Origin of the sequence: Nonomuraea sp. NPDC026600, from assembly GCF_040638335.1 — a bacterium.
Lineage (GTDB): Bacteria > Actinomycetota > Actinomycetes > Streptosporangiales > Streptosporangiaceae > Nonomuraea.
This window is the reverse complement of the sequence record NZ_JBEZYD010000016.1, coordinates 109,735-132,851: the sequence shown is the minus strand read 5'-3', so window position 1 is coordinate 132,851 and position 23,117 is coordinate 109,735. Positions and strand designations below refer to the sequence as shown.

The following is a 23,117-nucleotide window of genomic DNA, read 5'->3' as shown; positions in this document are numbered from 1 at the left end:
TCAGTTCAGTACGAGGTCGCGGATGATCGTCAGTGAACGCTCGTCGCGCGGTCCCATCACGAGCAGGCTGGTGACCGGGCTCTGACGCCAGAGTTCGAGGCGTTCCTTGATCCGCCCGGGCGGGCCGACGAGCGAGATGCCGTCGGCCAGCTCATCCGGGATCGCCTGGAACGCCTCGTCCTTCTTCCCGGCCAGATAGAGCGCCTGGATGCGCTCGGCGGCCTCGGCGAAGCCCATCCGGCCGATGATGTCGGCGTGGAAGTTGCGCTGCTTGGCGCCCATGCCGCCGATGTAGAGCGTGAGCATCATCTTCACGCCGTCGAGCGCGGCCCGTACGTCGTCGGAGATCACCACCATGACCATGGCCGCGACGTCGAAGCCGGGCGCGGCGCCCGACAGCGCCTCGCCGTACATCTCCTGGATCTTGGACGGGAAGGCGAACAGCGGGAGCCAGCCCTGGCCGAGTTCGGCGGCCAGGGCCACGTTCTTGGGCCCCTCCGCGCCGAGATAGAGGGGGATGTCGGGCCGCAGCGGGTGGGTGATGAGCTTCAGCGGCTTGCCGAGCCCGTCCGGCAGGGGGAGCGGGTAGTGCGCTCCGTCGCTGGTCACCGGCTCCTCGCGGCGCCACACCTGGCGCATGATGTCGACGTACTCGCGGGTCCTGGTCAGCGGCTTGGCGAACGGCTGGCCGTACCAGCCCTCGACCACCTGGGGCCCCGAGGCGCCGATGCCGAGCAGCAGCCGCCCGCCCGTGAGGTGGTCCAGCGTCATCGCGGTCATCGCCGTGGTGACCGGCGGCCGGGCCGACATCTGGGCGATCGACGTGCCGAGCTTGATGCGCGAGGTACGCGCGCCGTACCAGGCCAGGGGGGTGAAGACGTCGCTGCCGTACGCCTCGGCGGTCCATATCGAGTCGTAGCCGAGCCGTTCGGCCGTCAGGACCGTTTCGGTCGCGTCGTCCGCGTTGCGCTGCCAGTAGCCGAGCTGCAAGCCGAGCTTCATGTGACACCTCCGGAATTAAGTTCTATTACGGCGGTCGTGATGCCGGGTGTCAATGCATGATCTTTCGGGGAAATTAGCTTCGTGGTTAACGTGCTGTGTCGTCTCGCCTCCGTTCTGCTGCTGCTCTCAGTGGCGGTGGCGCCGGTGATGCGGCCGGCGGTGGCCTCCGGGGCGACCCGGCCGAACATCGTCTTCGTGGTGGCGGACGACCTGGAGTACGGGACGCTCCCGTACTTTCCCGCGATAACCCAGCAGCTCGTGCGGCAGGGCGCCTCGTTCGAGCGGTTCTTCGTGACGAACTCCTGGTGCTGCCCGTCGCGCACGTCGATCCTGCGTTCCCAGTACATCCACAGCCATGGGGTGCTGACCAACACCGCGCCCGAAGGCGGCTTCGACCGCTTCCACACCCTGGGTCTGGAACGTTCCACGATCGGGACCTGGATGCAGCAGGCCGGCTACCGCACAGGGCTCATGGGCAAGTTCCTCAACCACTATCCGGGCACCACCGCCGCCGAGACGTACGTGCCGCCCGGCTGGCACGAGTGGGACGTGCCCGTACGCGACCTGTACCAGGAGTACGGCTACCGCCTCAACGAGAACGGGCACCTGGTGGACCACGGCTGGGGCGAGGAGGACTACCTGGAGGACGTGCTGGCGGGCAGGGCCCGTGACTTCATCACCGCCGCCCAGCAGCCGTTCTTCCTCTACCTCGCCCCCATCGCGCCGCACAACCCGGCCAACCCGGCCATCCGGCACGTCGACGCGTTCCCCGACGCGCGGGCGCCGCGCACGCCGTCGTTCAACCAGCCGGACGTGTCGGAGGAGCCGGAGTGGCTGCGGTCGAGGCCGCCGATCTCGCGGAAGGGCATCAACGAGATCGACGAGCGCTACCGCAGGAGGCTGCGGGCCATGCTCGGCGTCGACGACCTCGTCAGCTCGGTGATCGCCACCCTCCGGTCCACCGGCAAGCTCGACAACACCTACATCTTCTTCACCTCCGACAACGGCTTCCATCTCGGGACCCATCGCCTTGCGCAGGGCAAGACCACTCCGTTCGAGGAGTCCATCCATGTTCCGCTGGTGGTGCGCGGGCCGGGCATCACGCCGGGCTCGACGATCAAGGAGCTGACGGCGACGGTGGACCTGGCGCCCACCTTCGCCGCGCTCGGCGGGGCCACGGTGCCGCCGTTCGTCGAAGGGCGGTCGCTGGTGCCGCTGTTGCAGGGGCAGCGGCCGTCGCCGTGGCGGCGGAACGTGCTGGTCGAGTTCAGCAGGCCGGCCGACGTGTCGTCGGCGGCGCAGACGCCGGTGCCCTCCTATGAGGCGTTGCGGACAGAGGCGTATACGTATGTGAGGTACGCGACCGGCGAGATCCAGCTGTACGACCTCACCCGAGATCCGTACGAGCTGCACAACCTCGCGCGGCTCGCTGATCCGGGGCTCCTGCTGGGGCTCCAGGAACGGCTGTCGAGGATGCACGCCTGCTCGGGCGCCAGTTGCCGGGAAGCCGACTCAGCCGACTGAGCAGGTGCCGGGGACAGGCAGCCGGCCCGCACGGTAGGCGTTCGGAGGCACTCCCATCACCTCGCGGAACTCCGCCGTCATGTGCGACTGGTCGTAGTAGCCCGCGTCGGCGGCCAGTGACGCCGCCCCCTCGCGGCACACCCTGGCCAGCACGCCACGGACCCGGTTGATGCGGGCGAACCGCTTCGGCGGGACGCCCACGCCGCCCGTGAACAGGTTGCGCAGATGCCGCTCGCTCACCCCCAGCTCCGTGGCCACCTCGGTCACCGGGGGCCGCGCCGCTCCGGCCGAGAGCAGCGCCGCCGCCGCGCCCACCAGACCGGCCCGGTCCAGGTCGGCGGGCGACTGCGCGGCGAGCCGGTCGAGGAACGCCGCCTCCAGCCGCGCCATCACCCGCTCCGCCCAGTCACCTCCCGTCACCAGGTCCGCCAGCTCGCCGGCCAGCCGGTCCGCTCGCGCCCCCCAAAGGTCCCGGAGGGGGATGATCTGGTCCACGAGCTCGCTCATCGGCGCTCCGAGCAGGGGCCGGGCGGTCTCCGGGCGCAGCCGTACCGTGACGCAGTGCGGCACGTCCTTGGGCGCCAGGTACGACGCCCGCGTGCGCGGCCCCAGCACGTACAGCCGCCCACCCCCGTCCACCGTGCGGAAGGCCACCGTCGGCGCGGTGTCGGGCTCCCGGACGTGGATCCGTCCGGCTCTCGGAAGCGCTGTGCTCATGGTGCCGATTCTTCCTATAACCAAGGGGAGGTGCGCTGCCAGCCTCAAGGGCATGATCCTGATCACCGGTGCCACGGGCACCATAGGCAGCCTGACCGTCCGCCTCCTCATCGAGCGCGGCGAGACCGTACGGTCCATGACCCGGGACCTCTCTCGCGCGCCCGGCGGCGAAGCCGTCCAGGCCGACTTCGAAGACCCGCGATCGCTGCGGCAGGCGTTCGAGGGCGTGTCGGCCGCCCTCCTGCTGACCGGATTCGGCCAGAAGCTGAAGGAGCACGACCAGGCCATGATCGAGGCGGCCAGAGCGGCGGGCGTCAAGAAGGTGGTGAAGCTCTCGGCCGTCGGCACGGGCGACACCGACGACCCCGCCGACGTCAGATCGTGGCACGTGCCGGGCGAGGAGGCCATCAAGGCGAGCGGCATGTCGTGGACCATGCTCCGCCCGGCCGGCTTCGCCTCCAACTCGCTGGGCTGGGCGGAAGCCGTCAAGTCGGGCGGCCCGCTCCCCAACTTCACCGGCGACGGCGCGCAGCCCATCGTCGATCCGCGCGACATCGCGGCCGTGGCGGTGGCCGCTCTCACCACGAGCGCGCACGACTCGCGGACCTACGAGCTCACGGGCCCGGAGCTGCTCAGCGTCCCCGCGCAGGTGGCGATCCTGGCCAAGGTGCTCGGCCGGCCGCTGGAGACCGTCGAGATCCCCATCGAGACGGCCAAGGAGCAGCTGCTCGCCTCGGGCGCCGATCCCAGCCTGGTCGAAGTCGCGGCCACGGGCTGGACCATGCTCAAGGAGGTGGGCTGGCCGCACGTCTCGGACGACGTCCAGACGGTGCTGGGCCGCCCGGCCGCCTCCTACGAGTCCTGGGTCCAGGACCACCGGGCCGCTTTCAGCTAAGAGACGGGTAGGCGTGGGCCAGATGCTCGGCGACCGCGTTCGCGGCCTCGTCGGCATCGCCCGCTCGTACGGCCGCGAGAATGCGCTCGTGATCGGCCCGTAGCACGGACGTGTCGCCGAGCCGCGTCACCGCCTCCACCGCGTAGCGCCTCATCGAGTCGCGCAGTGACCGCATGATGGCCGAGATCAGCCGGTTCCCCGACGCGTCCGCCAGCGCGCAGTGGAAGGCGGTGTCGTGCTCGACGAACTCCTCCGCCGACCGCGCCGCGTCCATGCCCGCCAGGGCGGCGGCGAGGCCGGAGGTGTCGGACCCGGCCGTGGCCGCGCGTGTCGCCGCCCAGCGTTCGATCATCAGCCGGGTGTCGATCACCTCGCGCAGCTCCAGGCTGGCCAGTCCCAGATGCAGCCGGATCAGGTCGGTGAGCGCCGTGTCGGGGCGGGACGTCAGCACCGCCCCGGCGTCCGGCCCTCGCCCCACCTGCGACGACACCACGCCGAGCGTCTCCAGCACGCGCATGGCCTCCCGCACCGACGAGCGGCTGACCCCCAGTTGCTCGGCCAGGCTGCGCTCGGCGGGCAGCCGGTCGCCGGCCGTGAGACCGTCCTCGGCGATGCGTCGTTCGATCTGTGCGAGTACATCCTCGAAGGTTCGGGTCCGCCGGACGGGACGCCAGTCGGTCACCACTGTCCCCCTGGGTGTGGATTCGATATGGTCTGACCATACTGTGGTCAGACCATACATCGGAAGGAGAGTTGTGCGAGTCGCCCTGTTCATCACGTGCGTGAACGACACGCTCTTCCCCGGCACCGGCAAGGCCGTCGTGTCGCTCCTGCGCAGGCTCGGCTGCGAGGTGGACTTCCCCACCGCCCAGACGTGCTGCGGCCAGATGCACGTCAACACGGGCTACCGCGAGGAGGGCGTCCGACTGGCGCGCCGCTTCACCGAGGTGTTCGCCGGATACGACGCGGTCGTCGCGCCGTCCGGATCGTGCGCCGCCATGGTGCGCGAGCAGTACCCCAAGCTGGTACGGCCGGGCAGCAGGGGAGCGGCGGCGATCGCCGAGGTCACGCCCAAGGTCTACGAGCTCTCCGAGTTCCTGCTGGACGTGCTGAAAGTCGACGACGTAGGCGCATATTTCCCGCACCGGGTGACCTATCACCCGACGTGTCACTCGCTCCGCGGGCTGCACCTCGGCGACCGCCCGACCAGGCTCCTCCAGAACGTCCGGGGCCTGGAGCTGGTCCCGCTCCCGGCGGCGGACGAGTGCTGCGGCTTCGGCGGCACGTTCTCCGTCAAGAACCCGGCCGTCTCCGCCGCCATGGGCGCCGACAAGGCACGCAGCGTGCTCGACACGGGCGCCGAAGTGCTGTGCGCGGCCGACAACTCGTGCCTGATGCACATCGGCGGCACGCTCAGCCGCCAGCGGACCGGGGTCCGGATCATGCACCTCGCCGAGATCCTCGCCTCCACTGAAGCTTCCACCCAAGGTGGCGACGCCCAATGAGCGCGACATTCATCGGTATGCCAGGAAATTTCCCGCAAAATGCGGCGAAAGCCGTACAGAACTCTCAGCTCCGCTACAACCTCCGCAAGGCCACGCACACCATCCGGGGCAAGCGCGCGAACGTCGTCAACGAGCTCCCCGACTGGCAGGAGCTCCGCGCGGCCGGTAAGGCGATCAAGGACGACACCCTGCATCACCTCGACCGCTACCTCCTCCAGTTGGAGGAGGCCGTGACCAGGGCGGGCGGCCACGTCCACTGGGCCCGCGACGCCGACGAGGCCAACCGCATCGTCACCCGGCTCGTCCAGGCCACCGGCGAGAGCGAGGTGGTCAAGGTCAAGTCGATGGCCACCCAGGAGATCGGCCTCAACGAGGCGCTGGCCGCGCAGGGCATCACCGCCTACGAGACCGACCTGGCCGAGCTGATCGTCCAGCTCGGCGACGACTTCCCGAGCCACATCCTGGTCCCCGCGATCCACCGCAACCGGGCCGAGATCCGCGAGATCTTCCTCGACAAGATGCGCCCGGTCCCGGCGGACCTCACCGACGAGCCGCGCGCGCTGGCCGAGGCCGCCCGGCTGCACCTGCGCGAACGCTTCCTCAAGAGCAAGGTCGCCGTCTCGGGCGCCAACTTCATGATCGCCGAGACCGGCACGCTGGTGGTGCTGGAGTCCGAGGGCAACGGCCGGATGTGCCTCACGCTGCCGGAGACCCTGATCAGCGTGGTCGGCATCGAGAAGCTGCTGCCCTCGTGGCGTGATCTGGAGGTCTTCCTGCAACTGCTGCCGCGCAGCTCCACCGGCGAGCGCATGAACCCCTACACCAGCATGTGGACCGGCTCGACCGAAGGCCAGGACTTCCACCTGGTGCTGCTCGACAACGGCCGCACGGACGTGCTCGCCGACGAGGTGGGCCGTCAGGCATTGCGCTGCATCCGCTGCTCGGCCTGCCTGAACGTCTGCCCGGTCTACGAACGCGCGGGCGGCCACGCCTACGGCTCGGTCTATCCGGGCCCGATCGGCGCGATCCTCACCCCGCAGCTCAGAGGCATGTCGTCGGACCTCGACGCCTCGCTGCCGTACGCCTCCAGCCTCTGCGGCGCCTGCTACGAGGTCTGCCCGGTCGCGATCGACATCCCCGAGGTGCTCGTGGACCTGCGCGCCAAGGTCCGCCACGCGCCGGCCGAGCGCGCGGGCATGCGCGTGGCGGGCTGGATACTCAACGACGAGGTACGGCTGTCGAAGGCGCAACGCCTGGCCACCCGCTTCCGCAAGGTGGTGCCGAAACGCCTGCCGGGCCCGCTGTCGGCCTGGACCGACACCCGGGACCTGCCGGAGATTCCGGAAGAATCGTTCAGAGACTGGTGGGAGCGTAATGAGCGCGCGTGACGAGATCCTGGCCAGGGTCCGCCGAGCCGTGGAAGGCGCGCCCGAGGTGGCGATCCCGCGCGGCTACCGCACGGCAGCGCCGGTGGAGGACCTGGTGGGGCTGTTCGCCGAGCGGGTGGACGACTACCGCGCGGTCGTGCACGTGCTGCCTTCGGCCGAGGTGCCCGGCAGGATAGCCGAGCTGGTGGCCGGCCGCCGGATGGTCGTGCCGGACGGGCTGCCACCGGAGTGGCAGGTGCCCGGCGGCGTCGCGGGCGGCACGGTGGCCGAGCTGGACGGCGCCGACGGGGTGGTCACCGGCTGCGCGGTGGCGATCGCCGAGACCGGCACGATCGTCCTGGACGCGGGCCCCGGCCAGGGCCGCAGGGCGCAGACCCTGGTGCCCGACTATCACCTGTGCGTGGTCCGCGCGGACCAGATCGTGGCCGGCGTTCCTGAAGCGGTGGCCAGGCTCGACCCGGTCCGCCCGCTGACCTGGATCAGCGGGCCGTCGGCCACCAGCGACATCGAGCTCAACCGGGTGGAGGGCGTGCACGGCCCCAGGACGCTGGAAGTGATCATCAGTACCTGATGACCGCCGCCACGTCCGCGACCTCCGGCGTGAACCACAGCTCGGCGTCCGTCATGGTCGCGGCCCTGGCCAGCGCGGAGTCCGCGCGCTCCGGCATCGGCTCGTCGACCCCCCAGCGGCGTAGCTCCCCGGCGTCGGGGGCCAGCTGCGTGCCGCCGCCGCCGATCCACATGGGCTGCGGCAGCTCGCCCGGCATGAGCACCGCGTGCACCCTGCCCTCCCGCAGGGCGAGGGCGACGGCGGCCCGTCCGGTGGGGCCGCCGGTCTCGTGGTGCCGGTCGAGCAGCTCCGCCCGCCGGCGCTCGAGGTAGGCGTCGAGCGCGGTCTCGGCGTCGCGTTCGAACTGCCCGTGGTCGGCCCGGCTGCCGTGCTCGACCATCATCACGCGGTCCGCGGACTTCGTACCGAGATGATGGCAGAGCAGCGAGCGCGACTTCGGCTCGCCGGCCAGCACGACCAGTTCGAGGCCGAGCCGCCGGACCTGCTCGTCGATCTCGTGCGCGACGGCCACCGCGTTCTGCTCCCACGCCTCTTCCGCAGCGCGCTCGTACCGCTTCCGCGACCAACCGCCCTGCGCGGTCTTCTGCAGCGGCCACGCGGCGGCCCTGACGGTGGACCGGCGTGGCGAGCCGTCGCCGAAGACGGTCAGCTCGGCGCCCGCGTGGTCCGCGATGACCCGCAGATGCGGCACGTTCTCCCCGCGTAGCATCAGCATGGGCGTGACCAGCGGCAACGGTGAGTACGCGGCCAGCCCGGACGGCTCCTCGGAGAACGTCTCCGCCAGCACCACGTCCCCATGGGTGGCGAACATCGCCCGCCCGGCCGCCGCTCCGGTCGCCTCCGCCTCCAGGGCGTCGAGCGTCGCCGGGTCCGCCTCGCCACGGAGCCGGTGGCGCAGTCCCTGCCAGCGTCGCTCGCGGTCGAGCTGAGTGAGCCCGGCCAGATAGACTGAGGCGTACGGCCCGCGGCGCTCGAAGAGCGGCCGGATGAAGTCGAGCCGCACCGCTCACCACCTCCCCTTCTCCACGCCGAGCCCGAGCGTCTCCGCGTCCTGGTAAGTCATCTCCCTTGCGCCCTACCCCCGCTTTTATGAGCAAACATCGTGAGTGTGTACCCTGCCGAGGGTGTTCGATCCCGGCGTGAGAATCACCACCGCGCGGCTCGTGCTCCGGCCTTTCAGCACCAGGGATGCCGACCGGATCCGCTCGATCGTGCAGTCCGGTGTCCGGTTTCTGCCGCCCGGCACGCCCGCCAAGGTGTCGGGCATCACGCACTGGCTCAAGACCGGCGTACACGAGCTGCACCGCTCCGGGCAGGGCGTGCACCTGGCGATGGCCGACGCCGACGATCGCGTCGTCGGCGCCATCAGCCTGTTCAAGACCTCGTGGGGCGCGGGCACGACCGAGGTCGGCTACGGCGTGCACCCCCTCTACCGGGGCCGCGGCTTCGCCCCCGAAGCCGTGCGCGGGCTGGTCGACTGGGTGTTCACCACCACCGAGCTGCGCAGGATCGATCTGACGGCCAACCTGGACAACCTGGCCTCGCTGCGCGTCGCGCAGAAAGCGGGCTTCACCTGGGAAGGCGTGCTCCGTGACGCCGCCATGGAGGACGACGGGCCGCACGATCTGGTGATCTTCGGCCTGCTGCGCGGCGACAGCCGTGTCCCTTTCGAATCGCTGCCCCGGACCGAGCTGCGTACCCAGCGGCTGCTGCTCAGGCCGCTGGCCGAGGCGGACGTGGCGGACCTGGCGGCCACGGGCGCCGACCCGCTCACCCAGGCCGAGACCGGGCTGCCGCGCGGCTACACCGAGGCGGACGCCCGCGCGTTCATCGGCGCCGCCGAGCGGGCGCGGACCAGGGGACACGGGATCGCCTACGCCGTGACGGAGCTGGCCGGCGGCCGTTTCGTGGCGAACGTGGACCTCAGGGACGCCGACTGGGCCAACCGGACGGTGGAGGTCGGCTACATGACCGCGCCCTGGGCCCGCGGCAAGGGGTACGCGGGGGAGGCGGTGCGGGCGGTGGCCCGCTGGCTGTTCGTCACGCAGGGCTTCGGGCGGCTGCAACTGCGCGCCGCGGTCTCCAACGTGGCCTCGCAGCGCGTCGCGGAGAAGGCGGGCTTCGTCCGCGAGGGCGTGGTACGCAACGCGCTCCAGGGCCGGGACCTGGTCGTCTACAGCCTCATCCCGTCCGATCTGACCTAAGAAATGTCACCCGGCCGGTCGCCCACGACGGGTGGTTCGTGTGGACTGGCTTTCCTGCCCCTTTGTGAAACTCCTCGGCAACAGTCACCCTTAGTGGTGAGGTGGTGAGGCGCATGATCACAGTGGTCGGGTGGGACGGATCAGAGCTGTCGGCCAAGGCGGTCGAGCGGCTGCGCGGAGCGACGCTCGTGGTGGGGCCCGACGCCATCATCGGGCAGCTCAAGCTGACCGTGCCGGTCGTGGCCGACGGATCGCTGCTCCAGACCCTCGACAGTCACTTCGAGCAGGGCGAGGGCGCCGCCGTGGTCGTCGCCGAGGGCGATCCCGGCTTCTTCGGCGTGGTACGCAGGCTACGTGCCCACGGGCTCAAGCCCGACGTGCTCCCCGCCACCTCGCTCGTCACCCGCGCCTTCGCCTGCGCCGGGCTCAACTGGGAGGACGCCCTCGTCGTCGCCCCGGCCGGCCCGCACCAGCTCAACCGCGTGGTCAACGCCTGCAGAGCGCACCCCAAGGTGGCCCTGCTGGTGGCGCCCGGCGTCGGGCCCGGTGACATCGCCCGTGAGCTGGCTCCCACCACCCCGCGCGAGCTCATCGTCTGCGAGGACATCGGCGGGCCCGACGAGCGGGTCACCCACAGCCGCATGGGTGAGGCCACCACCAGGCCGTGGAAGGACCCCGACGTGGTGCTCATCATCGACCCCCTCCACCAGGCCAGGGAGCGCGGCTGGGTGGCGGGTGCGCAGCCGGGGCCGGCCGAGTGGGCGCTGCCGTTCGCGACCGCGATCCCGGCCGAGGTCAGGGCGTACATCCTGGCCAAGCTCGGCCCCAGGCTCGGCGACCTGGTGTGGGACGTGGGCGCCGGCTCCGGCGAGATCGCCGTCGAGTGCGCCCGGCTCGGCGCGGCCGTCGTGGCCGTCGAGCGTGACGACGCGGCCTGCGCCCGGCTGCGCGCCGCGGTGCTCGAACACGGCGTCAAGGTGGCGCTGGCCAGGGGCCAGGCGCCACCCGCGCTCGAACCGCTGCCCGATCCCGACGCCGTGTTCGTCGGCGGGGGCGGGGCTGATGTCATCGTCGCCTGCGCCGCCCGCGGCCCCCGTACGCTGGTCTGCGCGCTCAAGTCGGTCGAACGGGTCTCCGCGGTGCTCGACCGGCTCCGCGAGCACGGCTATCGTGCCGAGGGCACGCAGATAATCGCCTCAAAGCTCACCATTCAGCCGGACGGATCGCATAGCCTGACCGCGGCCGACCCAGTCTTCGTCGTGCACGCGACCCCCTCGCGTGTGGCGTGACCTGTCCCAACCGGCACGCATCGGTTATCCTCGCGTGTCTTGCCTACGCACCGGAGAATCCCTCAATGAAGCCCCCGCTCCTGCTCATCGGGCAGGGCTCGAACGATGACGCCGACTCTGCCGAGTTCGGCAGGTTCGTCCACAGGCTCCGATGCCGTCTGGACCAGCGGGCCGCCGACGTCTCCGGCGGCTATCTCGAGCGCGCCACGCCACGGGTGAGCGAGTCCGTCGCCTCCCTGGTCGCCCGGGGACACCACCGCCTGGTGGCGCTGCCGCTGAGCCTCAACAGGGTGGGCGCGGAGTTCCCCGCCGAGATGGCCCGGGTGCAGGAACGGCACCCGACGCTGGTGTGCGACTACGGGCGCCCGCTCGGGCCCGACCCGCGCGTGCTCGCCCTGCTGGCCGAGCGGCTCAACGACGCCGCCACCGAGATGCCCAAACTGCGCCCGCTGGAGCTGGTCGGCGGCCGGTCGCGGCTGCGGACCGTCGACTCGGCGGCCATCGAGTTGCCGGCCCACATCGAGCCGGGAGAGACCGCGGTCGTCCTGGTCGGTGAGGGTTCCACCGACCCGACGGGCAACGCCGAGATCCACCGCGTCTCCCGGTTGTTCTGGGAGACGCACGCCTACGACTTCATGACGGTCGAGACCGCCTTCGTCTCGGTCACGCCGCCCGGGGTCCCCGGCGGGCTCGAGCGCTGCCGCCGCCTGGGCGCCAAGCGCGTGATCGTCGTGCCGTACCTGCTGTTCGCGGGCGGGATGCTGGAGCGCGTGTGGGCGCAGGCGCTGGCCTACGGCGCCGGCCACCCCGAGCTCGACATCCGCTGCGCCGAGGTGATCGGCGACTGCGAGACCCTGGCCGATGTCGTCATCGACCGCTACGAGGAAGCGCTCCAACTGGTCCCCTGATCCCTACCCGGAGGTAAGCCGTGCTCGCTGAGACGCTCGCCGCGATTCGCCCCGCCGACCCGCACGCCATCGCCGACGCCCGGGCCTACCAGGACCGTCTCACCAAGCCGCGCGGCTCGCTCGGCGCGCTGGAAGAGGTCGCGGTACGTCTGGCGGGCGCCGCGGGCACCACCCCGCCGCCCATGCCGGGCCCGGCGGCCCTGGCCATCTTCGCCGCCGACCACGGCGTCCACGCCCGGAACGTCACCCCGTGGCCGCAGGAGGTCACGGTCCAGATGGTGGCCAACTTCCTGTCGGGCGGCGCGGTGGCCAACGCCTTCGCCAAGCAGGTGGGCGCGACGGTGACCGTGGTCGACGTCGGTGTCGCGGCGGACCTGCCCGACGCGCCGGGCCTGGTCAAGCGCAAGATCGGCTACGGTACGGACGATCTGTCCGTGGGTCCGGCCATGAGCGTGGATCAGGCCGTACTGGCTCTGGAAGCCGGCATCTCGGTGGCCCGCGAGCTGGTGGCGGGCGGCGCCCGCTGCCTGATCACCGGCGACATGGGCATCGCCAACACCACCGCCTCCGCCGCGCTGATCTCCGCCTTCACCGGCCGGGACCCCGTCGAGGTCACGGGCCGGGGCACCGGGATCGACGACGAGACCCACGCCCGCAAGGTGGAGGTGATCCGCGAGGCGCTCCGGGTGAACGGCGTGAACTCCGTCATGTCCCTGCCCAGCGACGCCCTGCGGGCGCTGGCCGCCGTGGGCGGGTTCGAGCACGCGGCGCTGGTGGGCTTCATCCTCGGCGGCGCCGCCGCCCGCGTGCCGCTGATCCTCGACGGGGTCATCGCCGGGTCGGCCGCCCTCGTGGCGGCGGCGCTCGACCCCGCCGCGCTGGACCACTGCGTCGCCGGGCACCGCTCGGCCGAGGTCGGCCACACCGCCGCCCTCGAACACCTGGGCCTGCGCCCCCTGGTGGACCTGGGGCTGCGGCTCGGGGAGGGCACCGGCGGGCTGCTGGCCTACCCGATCGTCTGCGCCGCCGTACGCGTCATGCACGAGGTCGCCACCTTCGACTCGGCGGGAGTGACCGAAAAACACGTGTGATGATGGGGCTATGTCGAGATACGGCCCCATGTACGGGCCCGATATCACCTTCCTCGGCGTCGACCGGTGCGACGTCGGCGACCCGGCGACCTACGCGGGCGCCGACGTAGTGATCATCGGGGCTCCGTTCGACGGCGGCACCTCCAACCGTCCCGGAGCCAGGTTCGGCCCGATGGCCCTGCGGCAGGCCTGCTACCTGCCGCACGACGGCTCCAGGCCCAGCCTGGCGCTGCGCGTGGACGCGCTCAAGGACCTGCGCGTGCTCGACGCGGGCGACGTCGAGTGCTACTCCGGCGACGTCGACTCCTCACTGGCCGCCATCGAGGACGCGGTCCACCGCGTCGCCGCCTCCGGGGCCATGCCACTCGTCCTGGGCGGCGACCACACGGTCGCGCTGCCCGACGCCAGGGGCACCGCCAGGGCGCATGAGCCGGGCCGCACCTCGATGATCCACTTCGACGCGCACGCCGACACGGGCAACATCGCCTTCGGCCACCTGTACGGCCACGGCCAGCCCATGCGCCGGCTCATCGAGTCCGGCGCCATCCGCGGCGACCGGTTCCTGCAGATCGGCCTGCGCGGCTACTGGCCGGGCCCTGAGACGCTCGGCTGGATGGCCGAGCAGAACATGCGCTCGTACGAGATGACCGAGATCGTCGCCCGGGGGCTCGAGGAGTGCCTGACCGAGGCGTTCGGCATCGCGCTCGACGAGTGCGACCAGATCTTCCTGTCCGTCGACATCGACGTCTGCGACCCCGGCCACGCCCCCGGCACCGGCACGCCCGAGCCGGGCGGGCTGTCGGCCAGGCAGCTCCTCGACTCGGTCCGGCGGATCTGTTACGAACTTCCGGTGGCCGGCATGGAGGTGGTCGAGGTGGCTCCGCCGTACGATCATGCTGACATCACCGCGTTCCTCGGGAACCGGGTTATTCTTGAGGCGCTGTCAGCGATGGCCAGACGCCGGAAGGACGATAATGGCGGGCCTCGCTGGGATCCTCACCAGCCGCTTCTTGACGGCCGATAAATCTCTCGGTAAGACCCGGTAGGTTTACCTCTTAACACACCAAGCTTCGCGAACGGGAGATTCCCCAGCATGGGCCCCTACCTCCTTGGCCTGCGGCTTTCCGGACGCCGGGTCCTCGTCGTGGGCGGCGGGCGTGTCGCCCAGCGAAGGGTTCCGGCACTGTTGGAGGCCGGTGCCGAGGTCACCGTGGTGTCGACGAGCGTCACGCCGGCTCTCGACGACCTGATCGCCACCGGCCGGATCACCTGGCACGCCCGGCCCTACGAGGTCGGCGACTGCGACGGAGCCTGGCTCGTCCAGGCCTGCACCGACGACAGGTCCGTCAACACCGCCGTCGCCGCCGAGGCCGAGGCCAAGCGGATCTGGTGCGTGCGCGCCGACGACAAGGACGCCTCCGCCGCCTGGACCCCCGCCTCCGGGCGGGTCGACGAGATCACCGTGGCCGTGACCGCCGGCGGCGACCCGCGCCGGGCGGCCGGCATCAGGGACGCGGTCGTGGGCGCGCTGCGCGACGGCACGGTCGACGCCCGCCGCAGCCGCACCAAACCCGTCGGCGTGGCCCTGGTCGGCGGCGGCCCCGGCGATCCCGGCCTGATCACCGTGCGGGGGCGGCAACTCCTCGCGCAGGCCGACGTGGTGGTCGCCGACCGGCTCGCGCCACGCGCCCTCCTCGACGAACTCGCGCCCGACGTCGAGCTCATCGACGCGGCCAAGGTCCCCTACGGTAGGTCGCTCTCGCAGGAGACCATCAACGAGTTGCTCATCGACCGGGCCAGGCAGGGCAAGTTCGTGGTCCGGCTCAAGGGCGGCGACCCGTTCGTGTTCGGGCGCGGCGGCGAAGAGATGATCGCCTGTGCCCGCGCGGGCATCCCGGTCCTCGTGGTTCCCGGCATCACCAGCGCCGTGGCGGTGCCCGCCGTGGCCGGGGTCCCGGTGACGCATCGCGGGGTCAGCCAGGATTTTCACGTGATCTCCGTGCACGTCGCGCCGGACAACCCCCAGTCGACCGTCGACTGGCCCGGGCTGGCCCGCTCGCGCGGCACGCTGGTGCTGATGATGGCCGTCGAGAGGCTGGCGAAGGTGGCCGAGGCACTCCTGAGAGATGGACGCCCTCCGGAGACTCCCGTAATGGTGGTACAGGACGGTACTCTTCCGACCCAGCGGGCGGTTGTGGCTCCACTTTCCACCGTGGCCGACCGCGTGTCCGCGGCTGGTATACGGCCGCCGGCGATTGTCATCGTCGGCGACGTCGTAAGGGTCGGCCAGGAGGTCGAGATGGTTCGAGCGGGGCGTCTGCCGTGAGCACGGCCATGGATGACGGGCGGCAGGAGTCGCCTGGGGAGCGGACGTTGAGCTTCCGCGCCATCACGGACGAGTCCGCGGCGCCACCACCTACCGCTGCGGCCGAAAGCGAGTCCGCGGCGCCGCCACCGGCCGCCGCGGCCGAGGAGGAGGCCCCGGCTTCGGCCGGAGAGTCTCCCGGTGAGTCGGCGGAGCTTGAGGCGTCGTCCGCTGAGTCGGCGGAGCCAGAGGTGCTGTCCGAGGAGCCGGCGGAGCTTGAGGCGTCGTCCGAGGAGCCGGCGGACCCTGAGGTGTCGTCCGACGAGTCGGCGGAGCCTGAGGTGTCGTCCGAGGAGTCCTCTGACGGGCCTGAGACGTCGTCTGACGCCGGCGATGCGGGCGATGCCGGCGCGTCGGACCCCGAAGAGCTAGAGGCATGGGCCGAGTTGGACGAGTCGGCTGACGAGGAGCCTGACGTGCGGGCGGAGCTGGAGGAGCCTGAGGCTCCGTCTGACGAGGAGCCTGCGGAATCGGCCGAGCCTGCTGAACCGGCCGAGCTCGCGGAGTCGGCTGAGTTCACGGAGTCGGCTGAGCTCGCGGAGTCGGCCCAACTCGCGGGGCTCGACGAGCCCGCGGAGCCGGCCTGGCTCAGGGAGCTCGACGAGGCGGAGGCACGGGCGGAGCTCGCGGAGCAGCAGGCGCGGGCGGCGCTCGCGGAGACCGACAAGCCTGTGCAACCGGCCGGGTTCCTGACACTCGATGACCCGGAGGCGCGGGTCGAGCCCGCGGAGACCGGCGAGTCTGCCGAGGCCGGGCCTGAGGGATCGGCCGCCGCCTCGAAGCCGTCCGCCTGGCACTTCCCGGACCCGCAGGCCGAACGAGACTTGGAAGCGCAGGCCGCAGAGGCCGCACGCGGTGAGGCCGCCGACACGGGGAAGCCCGCCGGCGGGAGGCCCCCCGCACCACGGGTCGAGCCGCTGCCTCCCCAGATGGTCGCGGCGCTGACGGCGGCGCTCAACGCGCTTCGCGAGAGCGTGTCCGACCTGCGGTTCGGCCTGGATCTGCCCGGCGCGGCCGAGGCCAGGCAGGCCCGCGCCGACCTGCTCGCCCAGCTCCAGGACTACGTGCTCCCGAGAGTACGGACGAACACCGCGCCCGCCCTCATAGTGGTCGCGGGCTCCACCGGCGCGGGCAAGTCCACACTGGTCAACTCCCTCGCCGAGAAGAACATCTCCCGCACCGGCGTACGACGGCCCACCACCGGCATCCCCGTGCTGGTCTGCCACCCGGACGACCAGCAGTGGTTCACCAAGGGTGACCTGCTCGGCGGTCTGCGGCGGATCGACAAGCCGTCGCCCGAAGCCGGCCGCGGCAGCCTGGTCGTGGTCGCGACCGAGAAGCTGCCGCAGGGCGTGGCGCTGCTCGACACCCCCGACATCGACTCGGTCGTCGAGGAGCACCACGAGATCGCCCACCGCATGCTCGACGCCGCGGACCTGTGGATCTTCGTCACCACCGCCGCCCGCTACGCCGACGCCCCCGCCTGGAACCTGCTGCGCCTGGCCAAGGAACGCGGCGCCCGGCTGGCCATCGTGCTCTCGCGCGTCCAGCCCAAGGCACGCGAGGTCGTGCTGAAGCACTTCGTCCGGATGCTCACCGAATACGGCTTGGGCGAGGTCGACAGGTTCGTCATCGGCGAGGCGAAGGTGGTCGACGGCAGGCTGCCCGACCACGAGATGACCGATCTGCGCCTCTGGCTGGCCGAGCTCTCCGTCGACGAGGACCGCCGCGCGCAGGCCGTGCACGAGACGCTCAACGGCGTGCTCGACAGCTTCCGCACCCGCGTCCCCGCGCTGGCCAGGCACCTGGAGGGGCAGGTCGCGTTCCGCACGGAGCTCCGCGCGGACGTGGAAGCGGCCTACATGAGCGCGCTCGCCGAGATCGACAAGGCGACCAGAAACGGCATGCTGGTCCACGGCGAGGTGCTGGCCCGCTGGCAGGACTTCGCCGGGTCCGGCGACCTCATGCGCACCATCCAGTTCCGCAAGCGGGGCAGGTCGAGCAGGCAGGCGCCTGAGCGTGTCACGGCGTTCCGGTCGGCGCTGCGTGCCGGTCTGGAGTCGTTGATCGTCGCCGCCGCCAACCGCGCCGCCGAGGAGGTGGTCGCCCGCTGGCGGCACCGCTCGGAGTTGGGCGGCACGATCGGCGCCGGCCTCGAACGGCCTTCCGACGAGCTCGTACGTCATGCCACCCGGGCCATCGCCGCCTGGCAGGAGCACGTCACGGAGCTCGTACGTACGGAGGGTGTGGCCAAGCGATCAGTGTCGAAATTCGTGTCGTTCGACGCCGACTCGCTATCGTTGATCTTCATGGTCGCGATGTTCAGCGGCGGCACCGTCGAAGGCGTCCCGCACCGGCTGGTCAACGCGCTGCTCGGCGCCGAGTCGTTGCGCGGCATCGGCGCCAAGGCGCTCAGTGACCTCCGAGCCAGGATCGGCATGCTGTTCGACGAGGAATCCATGCGTTACGTGCAAGCGCTCGATTCGGCCGGGATACCCGACGAGTCCATCGCGACCCGCCTCTACCAAGCGTCGTACAACCTTGAGGTCGCTCGATGACCGCCGTCACCACCAGGCCGGGCCTGGCTCCGCGGCTGACCGCCCTGACCAAGATCGTCGAGCTCGGGCCCGGGCGGCTCGACCAGAAGCTGCTCTCCGAGGCGAGCACGCTGCTGACGCTGGCCGGCGACCGGCTCAAGCTGTCGTCGGAGCACACCGTCGTCGCCCTTGCCGGGGGCACCGGCAGCGGTAAGTCGTCGCTGTTCAACGCGATCTCCGGGCTGGAGCTGTCGCCCACGGGCGTGCGTCGGCCCACCACCGCCCGTACACACGCTTGTGTGTGGGGTCTGGAGGGTGCCGCGCCGCTGCTCGACTGGCTGCAGATCCAGTGGCGCCACCGCTTCGCCCGGGCCAGCGCGCTGGACAGGGGCGAGAGCCAGCTCCACGGGCTGATCCTGCTCGACCTGCCCGACCACGACTCGATCAGGGCGCTCACCGACACCGAGGCCGACCGGCTCATCGGCCTGGCCGACCTCGTGGTGTGGGTGCTCGACCCGCAGAAATACGCCGACGCCTCCACGCACCGGCGCTACGTCGCCGAACTGGCCGGGCACGAGGCGGTGACCGTGTTCGTGCTCAACCAGGCCGACCGGCTCAGCCCCGCAGAGCTCGCCGAGCTGGTCATCGACCTCAACGACCTGCTCCGCCGCGAAGGCGTCGAACATCCCAGCGTGGTGCCCACCTCGGCGGTCAGCGGCCGGGGCGTCGACAGCCTCAAGAGCGTCATCTCAAGCGCGGTCAGCCGGCGGCGGGCGGCCATCCACAAGCTCGAAGCCGACCTGCGCCGGCTGGAGCAGCGCCTGTCCCAGACCATGCCGGTCGGCCAGGCGCTCTCCGCTCCGGCGTCGGTCGACGAGGCCCGCAGGCTCGGTCTGACGGACGCGCTCTGCGACGCCGTGGGGGTTCCGGCCGTGGGCGAGGCCATGGAGAACGTCTACGCCGAGCGGTCGAGCCGCTGGGTGGGCTGGCCGTACCCGCGCTGGCTGGCCAAGTTCCGTCCAGATCCGCTCAAATCGCTGCGCCTGGATGACGTCAGCGATGAGATCCGCGGCATCACGACCGGGTCGGTGAGCGCGCAGGCCGCCGAGGTGTCCAACGCCGTGCAGGCGCTGGCCGACGGGCTGTCGGTCGGGATGCACCCGGTGTGGCGCACTGCCGTGCACCGCGCGGCCCGCTCCCGCTCCAGCCAGTTGCCCAAGGCGCTGACCGAGGACCTCACGGAGGTCGCGCCCGAGCTCGACCGGGTTCCTGGCTGGTGGCGGCTGCTGAAGATCTGGCAGTACTTCCTGGTCGGGGCCTTCGTCGGCGGACTGGCCTGGCTGGCGGTGGGGCTGACCGTCCCCAGCCAGTTGCCCGCGGCGCTCCAACTGCTCGGCGACAGCGCCGCGCTGCCCTGGGTGGGGCTGATGATGGCCTCCGTACTGGGGCTGGGGGCGTTGTCGGGCATCGCGTCGCGCAACTTCGTCGTGCTCGGGGCGTCGAGGGAACGCGAACGGCTGGAGCGGGAGATGCGCCGCCGGGTGGCCGCGGTGTCGGAGAGCATGGTGGTGGAGCCGGTCGAACGCGAACTCGGCCGCCACCACGCCTTCTACAGCGCCATGCGTGGCTTGTCCGGCTGACTTCTCTGTTTCGCTGTATGTGGTCGGCTTCCGCAGTGCTGCGCGCGGCTGGTCCAGGTGACTCCGTCCACAGGCCACCGCCCCAGCGGTGGCCTTATCCACAGAACCCCGTTCGCCTCCTCCCGCCCATGCACTCCTGAGGCACCGTATTCCCAGGTCGCGGGCACTCCGCCCGCCACAGGGGAGGCAACGGGATGAACGACATCTACATCACGCTCACCGGCAACGTCGCAGCAGAGCCACGCCAATACAGCTTCGACGACGGGGCCAGGGTGACCTCGCTCCGGGTGCTCACCACCCATCGCTATTTCGACAAGAAGACCGGGCAGTGGGCAGATGGGGAGCGGGTGTGCTTCGCGGTCCGCTGCTGGCGCGCCCTTGGTGACAATGTCGCCAAATCTGTGCAGGTAGGGCAGCCTGTGGTCGTCTCTGGCAAGCTCCGCATCAGGGAGTTCGGCCCCGAGGACGACCGGCGCTTCATGCCCGAGGTGGAGGCCAGCTCGGTGGGCCACGACCTCCGCTGGGGCACCGGCGTCTTCGCCAAGCCGGAGCGCGGCGGCGGCACCGTCTCGGTGAGCAAGGAGATGCGCGACCGCCTGGACGAGGAAACCCAGGACTGGGCCCTGGGCACCAAACCCACCCCCGACCGCTTCGCGGCAACCCGGCTGGATGCTCGGGCAGACGTCAGGGCGGATGCTCAGGCCGTTGCCCGGGCGGATGCGTGGGTGGATATGGGGGCGGATTCTCGGGTGGATGCTCGGGCAGACGTCAGAGCGGATGCTCAGGCGGATGCGCGGATGGATGCGCGGGCGGATGCGCGGGACGTGCGGATGGACGCGCGGGATGAAGGTGCCGTAGTTCGCGTCGAGGAGGAGCAGAAGCGCGCGCCCGAGCACCTGACGGAGACGCGGGCTCTCGTAGACGGGGTCGCGGCATCGCCGGACCGCCCGATATCGCAGCAGGGTCGCCCGGCTTCACAGATGAACACATCCGGGGAGAGCGGCCCGGTCGGAGAGAGGCGTGCACTGACTGGCCGCGCCAGGGAGCAGACATCCGCCAGCGTGCTCGGCACCGGCACCGGCACCCGCCGCAGTCGCACCCTCGAAAGCACCACTACGACAGGCGCCACCAAGCAGAGCGGCGGCACCTCAGCCACCAAGCAGCCCAGCGCCAAGCCCCTCGCCTCGTCATCAACGGGCGCTTCATCAACCGGCCCTTCGCTACCGGGTGCTGCGCTAACCGGTGCTGCACCAACCGCCTCTACGCCAGTCGGTGCCGCGTCAACTGGTGCTGCGCCGACCGCCTCTACGCCAACTGGTGCCGCGTCTACCGGTGGTTCGTCAACGAGGTCCTCGTCCGCAGCCGTTCCCACTCCCACAGACAGGAGCGGCGGCGCAACCGTACGGATCTTGGGCGCTGGCGACAACAAGACCGAGGCAGAGGACGCCGGTTGGCCGACTGAGGAGCGGGCGGCGGCGTAAAAGGCTCTGCGGCACAACGGCTCACGCATGAGCGGAGCATCGGTCGATCAAGCCGGTGCCCGCTCATGCGCCCGCAAGGAGAGAGAGCGGGAGGGAGGAGGGGTGCACCGGCCGTACGCGGTGATGCCATGGAGCCCCGAAGGACCTGGCACCGAAACTCGGCCGATGGCGTTGCCGGTTTCAGATGACTAGAGCGTCATTCAGGTCCAGGTCACGCCCTGCACCATGGCTGCTCCTTTCCAGCACGGTCCGCTCGCGGAGTGAGCGGTGTCATTCGCCGACTACAGCACGTATGTGGTCACAACGTCAAACGTAGTGGGTTCCCATCGCGCAACGCACACTCCGCAATTAATGTGTTACACATCGTTAGTCAGGGAGGGGACGAGATGGCGGCGACCAGTCACACCTCGGTCAGGCCTCGTAACGGTGTGTCAACGCTGGCCGACCGCTGGCCGCTGCTCGGACAGCGCCGCCCACTTATGTACTACCTGAGTGGAATTGTCACTCTCAATCTCGCCGCGACCGTCTTTTTCATGATGTCAACCGAGCTCCGATGGCCGGAGCTGCTGACGTTCGGCGCCCTCATGAGCTGCGGCGCGGTCTGCATCGAGGCCACCAGGCGCCTGGGCATGCCCGCCGGTGTGTCCCGTGACCTGCTGTCGGCGTGGTGGTTGCCGGTGGCGTTGCTACTACCGCCGGTCTACTCGCTGTTCGCCCCGATCGTGCTGCAGGTCCTGCTGCAATGGCGGGTCCGTGCGACGGTTCTCTATCGCCGGGTGTGCAGCGCGGCGGTCATCGGGCTGGCGGCCTGCACGGCGTCCGTGACGTTCCACTGGCTCGTGCCCAACTCGGCGGTGCTCTCGCGGGGCAGCGGCCCCCCGATCGCCTTCGCGGTCGGCGCCGCCATGATCTTCGCCCTGCTCAACACCATCCTCATCGCGATCGCCGCGCACACCGCCAACCCGGACATGTCCTGGCGCGAGGTGCTCTGGGACAGGGAGAGTGTGCTCCTCGACGTCGTGGAGCTCTGCCTGGGAGTCACGGTCGCGATCGCCTGCGGGCTCAACCTCGCCCTGCTGATCCTCGCCCTGCCGCCGGTCGTCCTCCTTCAGCGCAGCCTCCTGCACGCCCAGCTTCAGGCGGCGGCCCGCACCGACTCCAAGACCGGCCTGCTGAACGCCGCCGCCTGGCAGCGGGAGGCCGACACCGAGATCGTCCGCGCCCGCCGCACCGGCGAGACGCTCGCCCTCCTGATCATCGACATCGACCACTTCAAACGGGTCAACGACACGCATGGCCATCTCGCCGGCGACCAGGTCCTCGTCGGCGTCGCGGCCACCCTTCGCAGCCAACTGCGCGACTACGACGTGGTGGGCCGCTTCGGCGGGGAGGAGTTCGTGGTCCTCCTGCCCCGCGCCGACGTCCACGAGGCCCGCCGAGTGGCCGAACGCCTCCGCTACTGCATCGGCCGCATGTCCATCCCGGCCGACGAGGCGATGATCAGCGTCACGGTCTCGGCGGGCGTGGCCCTGATGAGCGTCCACGGCGACGACCTGATCGAACTCCTGGCCGCCGCCGACCTGGCCCTGTACCGAGCGAAAGAACTCGGCCGCGACCGCGTCTGCATCCCCGCCGTCCAACCACCCCCACCCGCCCTCCCCGAAGACCCAGCCGCCTGATGCCGCACCGATTTCTTCGTCCTTGCCGAAGTTCGGTGGTTCGGGGCTGTGCTTGGTTTCCTTGTGCTCTCTGAGGACTTGGCCGCCTGACGCACACCCGGTTTCCTCGCCCTTCCCGAAGTTCGGTCGCTTGGGGCCGTACCTGGATCCTTCGTGATCTTTCCGGACGCGATCGGCGCCGCCCGGATACCGGACGCTCTGGGGCGTGAGGAGCCCCGCCTCCGCGTACCCGGACCATGGACACGATCTGCGCCGCCCGAATGCGGCCGGAACGCGGGCGACCAGCACGCCCACCACCGTCCGGGGCGCGCGGCTGAGCAT

19 protein-coding genes are annotated in these 23,117 nt (G+C 70.9%); 15 read left to right on the top strand and 4 right to left on the bottom strand.

Going from position 1 to position 23,117, the window contains the following annotated elements; genetic code table 11:
• Window positions 1-1,002, bottom strand: a complete 1,002-nt coding sequence (locus AB0F17_RS32410) for an LLM class F420-dependent oxidoreductase (RefSeq protein ID WP_358030716.1) — start codon at window positions 1,000-1,002, stop codon at window positions 1-3.
• A gap of 81 nt (window positions 1,003-1,083) precedes the next feature.
• On the opposite strand from AB0F17_RS32410, the gene AB0F17_RS32405 reads away from it, so the two are divergent.
• On the top strand, window positions 1,084-2,526 hold the full coding sequence (locus AB0F17_RS32405) for a sulfatase (protein ID WP_358030713.1): 1,443 nt from the start codon (window positions 1,084-1,086) through the stop codon (window positions 2,524-2,526).
• Here AB0F17_RS32405 and AB0F17_RS32400 read toward each other — a convergent pair.
• On the bottom strand, window positions 2,515-3,243 hold the full coding sequence (locus tag AB0F17_RS32400) for a helix-turn-helix domain-containing protein (RefSeq protein WP_358030711.1): 729 nt from the start codon (window positions 3,241-3,243) through the stop codon (window positions 2,515-2,517). The two genes, AB0F17_RS32405 and AB0F17_RS32400, sit on opposite strands and share 12 nt — an antisense overlap.
• Before the next feature lie 52 nt (window positions 3,244-3,295).
• Between AB0F17_RS32400 and AB0F17_RS32395 the strand changes: the two genes are divergently transcribed.
• Entirely contained in the window at window positions 3,296-4,138 is an 843-nt protein-coding gene (locus AB0F17_RS32395; protein ID WP_358030709.1) for an NAD(P)H-binding protein, read from the top strand.
• Here AB0F17_RS32395 and AB0F17_RS32390 read toward each other — a convergent pair.
• Window positions 4,131-4,820 carry an FCD domain-containing protein gene (locus AB0F17_RS32390; RefSeq protein ID WP_358030707.1) on the bottom strand — a complete coding sequence of 230 codons (690 nt, stop codon included), beginning with the start codon at window positions 4,818-4,820 and terminating at the stop codon, window positions 4,131-4,133. The two genes, AB0F17_RS32395 and AB0F17_RS32390, sit on opposite strands and share 8 nt — an antisense overlap.
• A gap of 73 nt (window positions 4,821-4,893) precedes the next feature.
• On the opposite strand from AB0F17_RS32390, the gene AB0F17_RS32385 reads away from it, so the two are divergent.
• From AB0F17_RS32385 to AB0F17_RS32375, 3 genes are read left to right on the top strand one after another with little or no spacing between them, the layout of a single operon-like run.
• Complete coding sequence (locus AB0F17_RS32385) at window positions 4,894-5,643, top strand: (Fe-S)-binding protein (protein WP_358030704.1); 750 nt, start codon at window positions 4,894-4,896, stop codon at window positions 5,641-5,643.
• On the top strand, window positions 5,640-7,031 hold the full coding sequence (locus AB0F17_RS32380; protein WP_358030701.1) for a LutB/LldF family L-lactate oxidation iron-sulfur protein: 1,392 nt from the start codon (window positions 5,640-5,642) through the stop codon (window positions 7,029-7,031). The genes AB0F17_RS32385 and AB0F17_RS32380 overlap by 4 nt, the downstream gene beginning before the upstream one ends.
• Window positions 7,018-7,602 carry an LUD domain-containing protein gene (locus AB0F17_RS32375; RefSeq protein WP_358030698.1) on the top strand — a complete coding sequence of 195 codons (585 nt, stop codon included), beginning with the start codon at window positions 7,018-7,020 and terminating at the stop codon, window positions 7,600-7,602. Before AB0F17_RS32380 ends, AB0F17_RS32375 begins: the two co-directional genes overlap by 14 nt.
• Here AB0F17_RS32375 and AB0F17_RS32370 read toward each other — a convergent pair.
• Window positions 7,592-8,605: a Vms1/Ankzf1 family peptidyl-tRNA hydrolase gene (locus tag AB0F17_RS32370; RefSeq protein ID WP_358030695.1), complete on the bottom strand. Its 1,014-nt coding sequence runs from the start codon at window positions 8,603-8,605 to the stop codon at window positions 7,592-7,594. The two genes, AB0F17_RS32375 and AB0F17_RS32370, sit on opposite strands and share 11 nt — an antisense overlap.
• 136 nt (window positions 8,606-8,741) lie before the next feature.
• Here AB0F17_RS32370 and AB0F17_RS32365 point away from each other — a divergent pair, with 136 nt between their 5' ends.
• The 10 genes from AB0F17_RS32365 (at window position 8,742) to AB0F17_RS32320 (ending at window position 22,796) form a co-directional block, all read left to right on the top strand.
• Window positions 8,742-9,806, top strand: a complete 1,065-nt coding sequence (locus AB0F17_RS32365; RefSeq protein WP_358030692.1) for a GNAT family N-acetyltransferase — start codon at window positions 8,742-8,744, stop codon at window positions 9,804-9,806.
• Window positions 9,807-9,919: 113 nt separating this feature from the next.
• Window positions 9,920-11,095, top strand: coding sequence for an SAM-dependent methyltransferase (locus AB0F17_RS32360; protein WP_358030689.1), 1,176 nt, complete (start codon window positions 9,920-9,922; stop codon window positions 11,093-11,095).
• 65 nt (window positions 11,096-11,160) lie between these two features.
• Window positions 11,161-12,003, top strand: a complete 843-nt coding sequence (locus tag AB0F17_RS32355) for a sirohydrochlorin chelatase (protein ID WP_358030686.1) — start codon at window positions 11,161-11,163, stop codon at window positions 12,001-12,003.
• A 20-nt stretch (window positions 12,004-12,023) separates the two neighbouring features.
• Window positions 12,024-13,094 (top strand): nicotinate-nucleotide--dimethylbenzimidazole phosphoribosyltransferase, encoded by a 1,071-nt coding sequence (cobT, locus tag AB0F17_RS32350; RefSeq protein ID WP_358030683.1) that lies wholly within the window; start codon window positions 12,024-12,026, stop codon window positions 13,092-13,094.
• Between the two features lie 10 nt (window positions 13,095-13,104).
• On the top strand, window positions 13,105-14,118 hold the full coding sequence (speB, locus tag AB0F17_RS32345; protein WP_250905748.1) for an agmatinase: 1,014 nt from the start codon (window positions 13,105-13,107) through the stop codon (window positions 14,116-14,118).
• A 69-nt stretch (window positions 14,119-14,187) separates the two neighbouring features.
• Complete coding sequence (cobA, locus tag AB0F17_RS32340; protein ID WP_358030680.1) at window positions 14,188-15,420, top strand: uroporphyrinogen-III C-methyltransferase; 1,233 nt, start codon at window positions 14,188-14,190, stop codon at window positions 15,418-15,420.
• Window positions 15,417-18,017 carry a dynamin family protein gene (locus AB0F17_RS32335; protein WP_358030678.1) on the top strand — a complete coding sequence of 867 codons (2,601 nt, stop codon included), beginning with the start codon at window positions 15,417-15,419 and terminating at the stop codon, window positions 18,015-18,017. The genes cobA and AB0F17_RS32335 overlap by 4 nt, the downstream gene beginning before the upstream one ends.
• Window positions 18,014-19,636, top strand: coding sequence for a GTP-binding protein (locus AB0F17_RS32330; protein ID WP_358030675.1), 1,623 nt, complete (start codon window positions 18,014-18,016; stop codon window positions 19,634-19,636). Before AB0F17_RS32335 ends, AB0F17_RS32330 begins: the two co-directional genes overlap by 4 nt.
• Window positions 19,637-19,830: 194 nt before the next feature.
• Complete coding sequence (locus tag AB0F17_RS32325; protein WP_358030672.1) at window positions 19,831-21,117, top strand: single-stranded DNA-binding protein; 1,287 nt, start codon at window positions 19,831-19,833, stop codon at window positions 21,115-21,117.
• A gap of 533 nt (window positions 21,118-21,650) precedes the next feature.
• Window positions 21,651-22,796, top strand: coding sequence for a GGDEF domain-containing protein (locus AB0F17_RS32320; protein WP_358030669.1), 1,146 nt, complete (start codon window positions 21,651-21,653; stop codon window positions 22,794-22,796).
• Window positions 22,797-23,117 lie beyond the last annotated feature (321 nt).

Coding starts and splice junctions, on each gene's coding strand:
- AB0F17_RS32375 (WP_358030698.1), top strand. CDS start 7,018: ATGAGCGCGCGTGACGAGATCCTGGCCAGGGTCCGCCGAGCCGTGGAA.
- AB0F17_RS32355 (WP_358030686.1), top strand. CDS start 11,161: ATGAAGCCCCCGCTCCTGCTCATCGGGCAGGGCTCGAACGATGACGCC.
- speB (WP_250905748.1), top strand. CDS start 13,105: ATGTCGAGATACGGCCCCATGTACGGGCCCGATATCACCTTCCTCGGC.
- AB0F17_RS32320 (WP_358030669.1), top strand. CDS start 21,651: ATGATGTCAACCGAGCTCCGATGGCCGGAGCTGCTGACGTTCGGCGCC.
- AB0F17_RS32400 (WP_358030711.1), bottom strand. CDS start 3,243: ATGAGCACAGCGCTTCCGAGAGCCGGACGGATCCACGTCCGGGAGCCC.
- AB0F17_RS32410 (WP_358030716.1), bottom strand. CDS start 1,002: ATGAAGCTCGGCTTGCAGCTCGGCTACTGGCAGCGCAACGCGGACGAC.
- AB0F17_RS32395 (WP_358030709.1), top strand. CDS start 3,296: ATGATCCTGATCACCGGTGCCACGGGCACCATAGGCAGCCTGACCGTC.
- AB0F17_RS32325 (WP_358030672.1), top strand. CDS start 19,831: ATGAACGACATCTACATCACGCTCACCGGCAACGTCGCAGCAGAGCCA.
- AB0F17_RS32380 (WP_358030701.1), top strand. CDS start 5,640: ATGAGCGCGACATTCATCGGTATGCCAGGAAATTTCCCGCAAAATGCG.
- AB0F17_RS32330 (WP_358030675.1), top strand. CDS start 18,014: ATGACCGCCGTCACCACCAGGCCGGGCCTGGCTCCGCGGCTGACCGCC.
- cobA (WP_358030680.1), top strand. CDS start 14,188: ATGGGCCCCTACCTCCTTGGCCTGCGGCTTTCCGGACGCCGGGTCCTC.
- AB0F17_RS32360 (WP_358030689.1), top strand. CDS start 9,920: ATGATCACAGTGGTCGGGTGGGACGGATCAGAGCTGTCGGCCAAGGCG.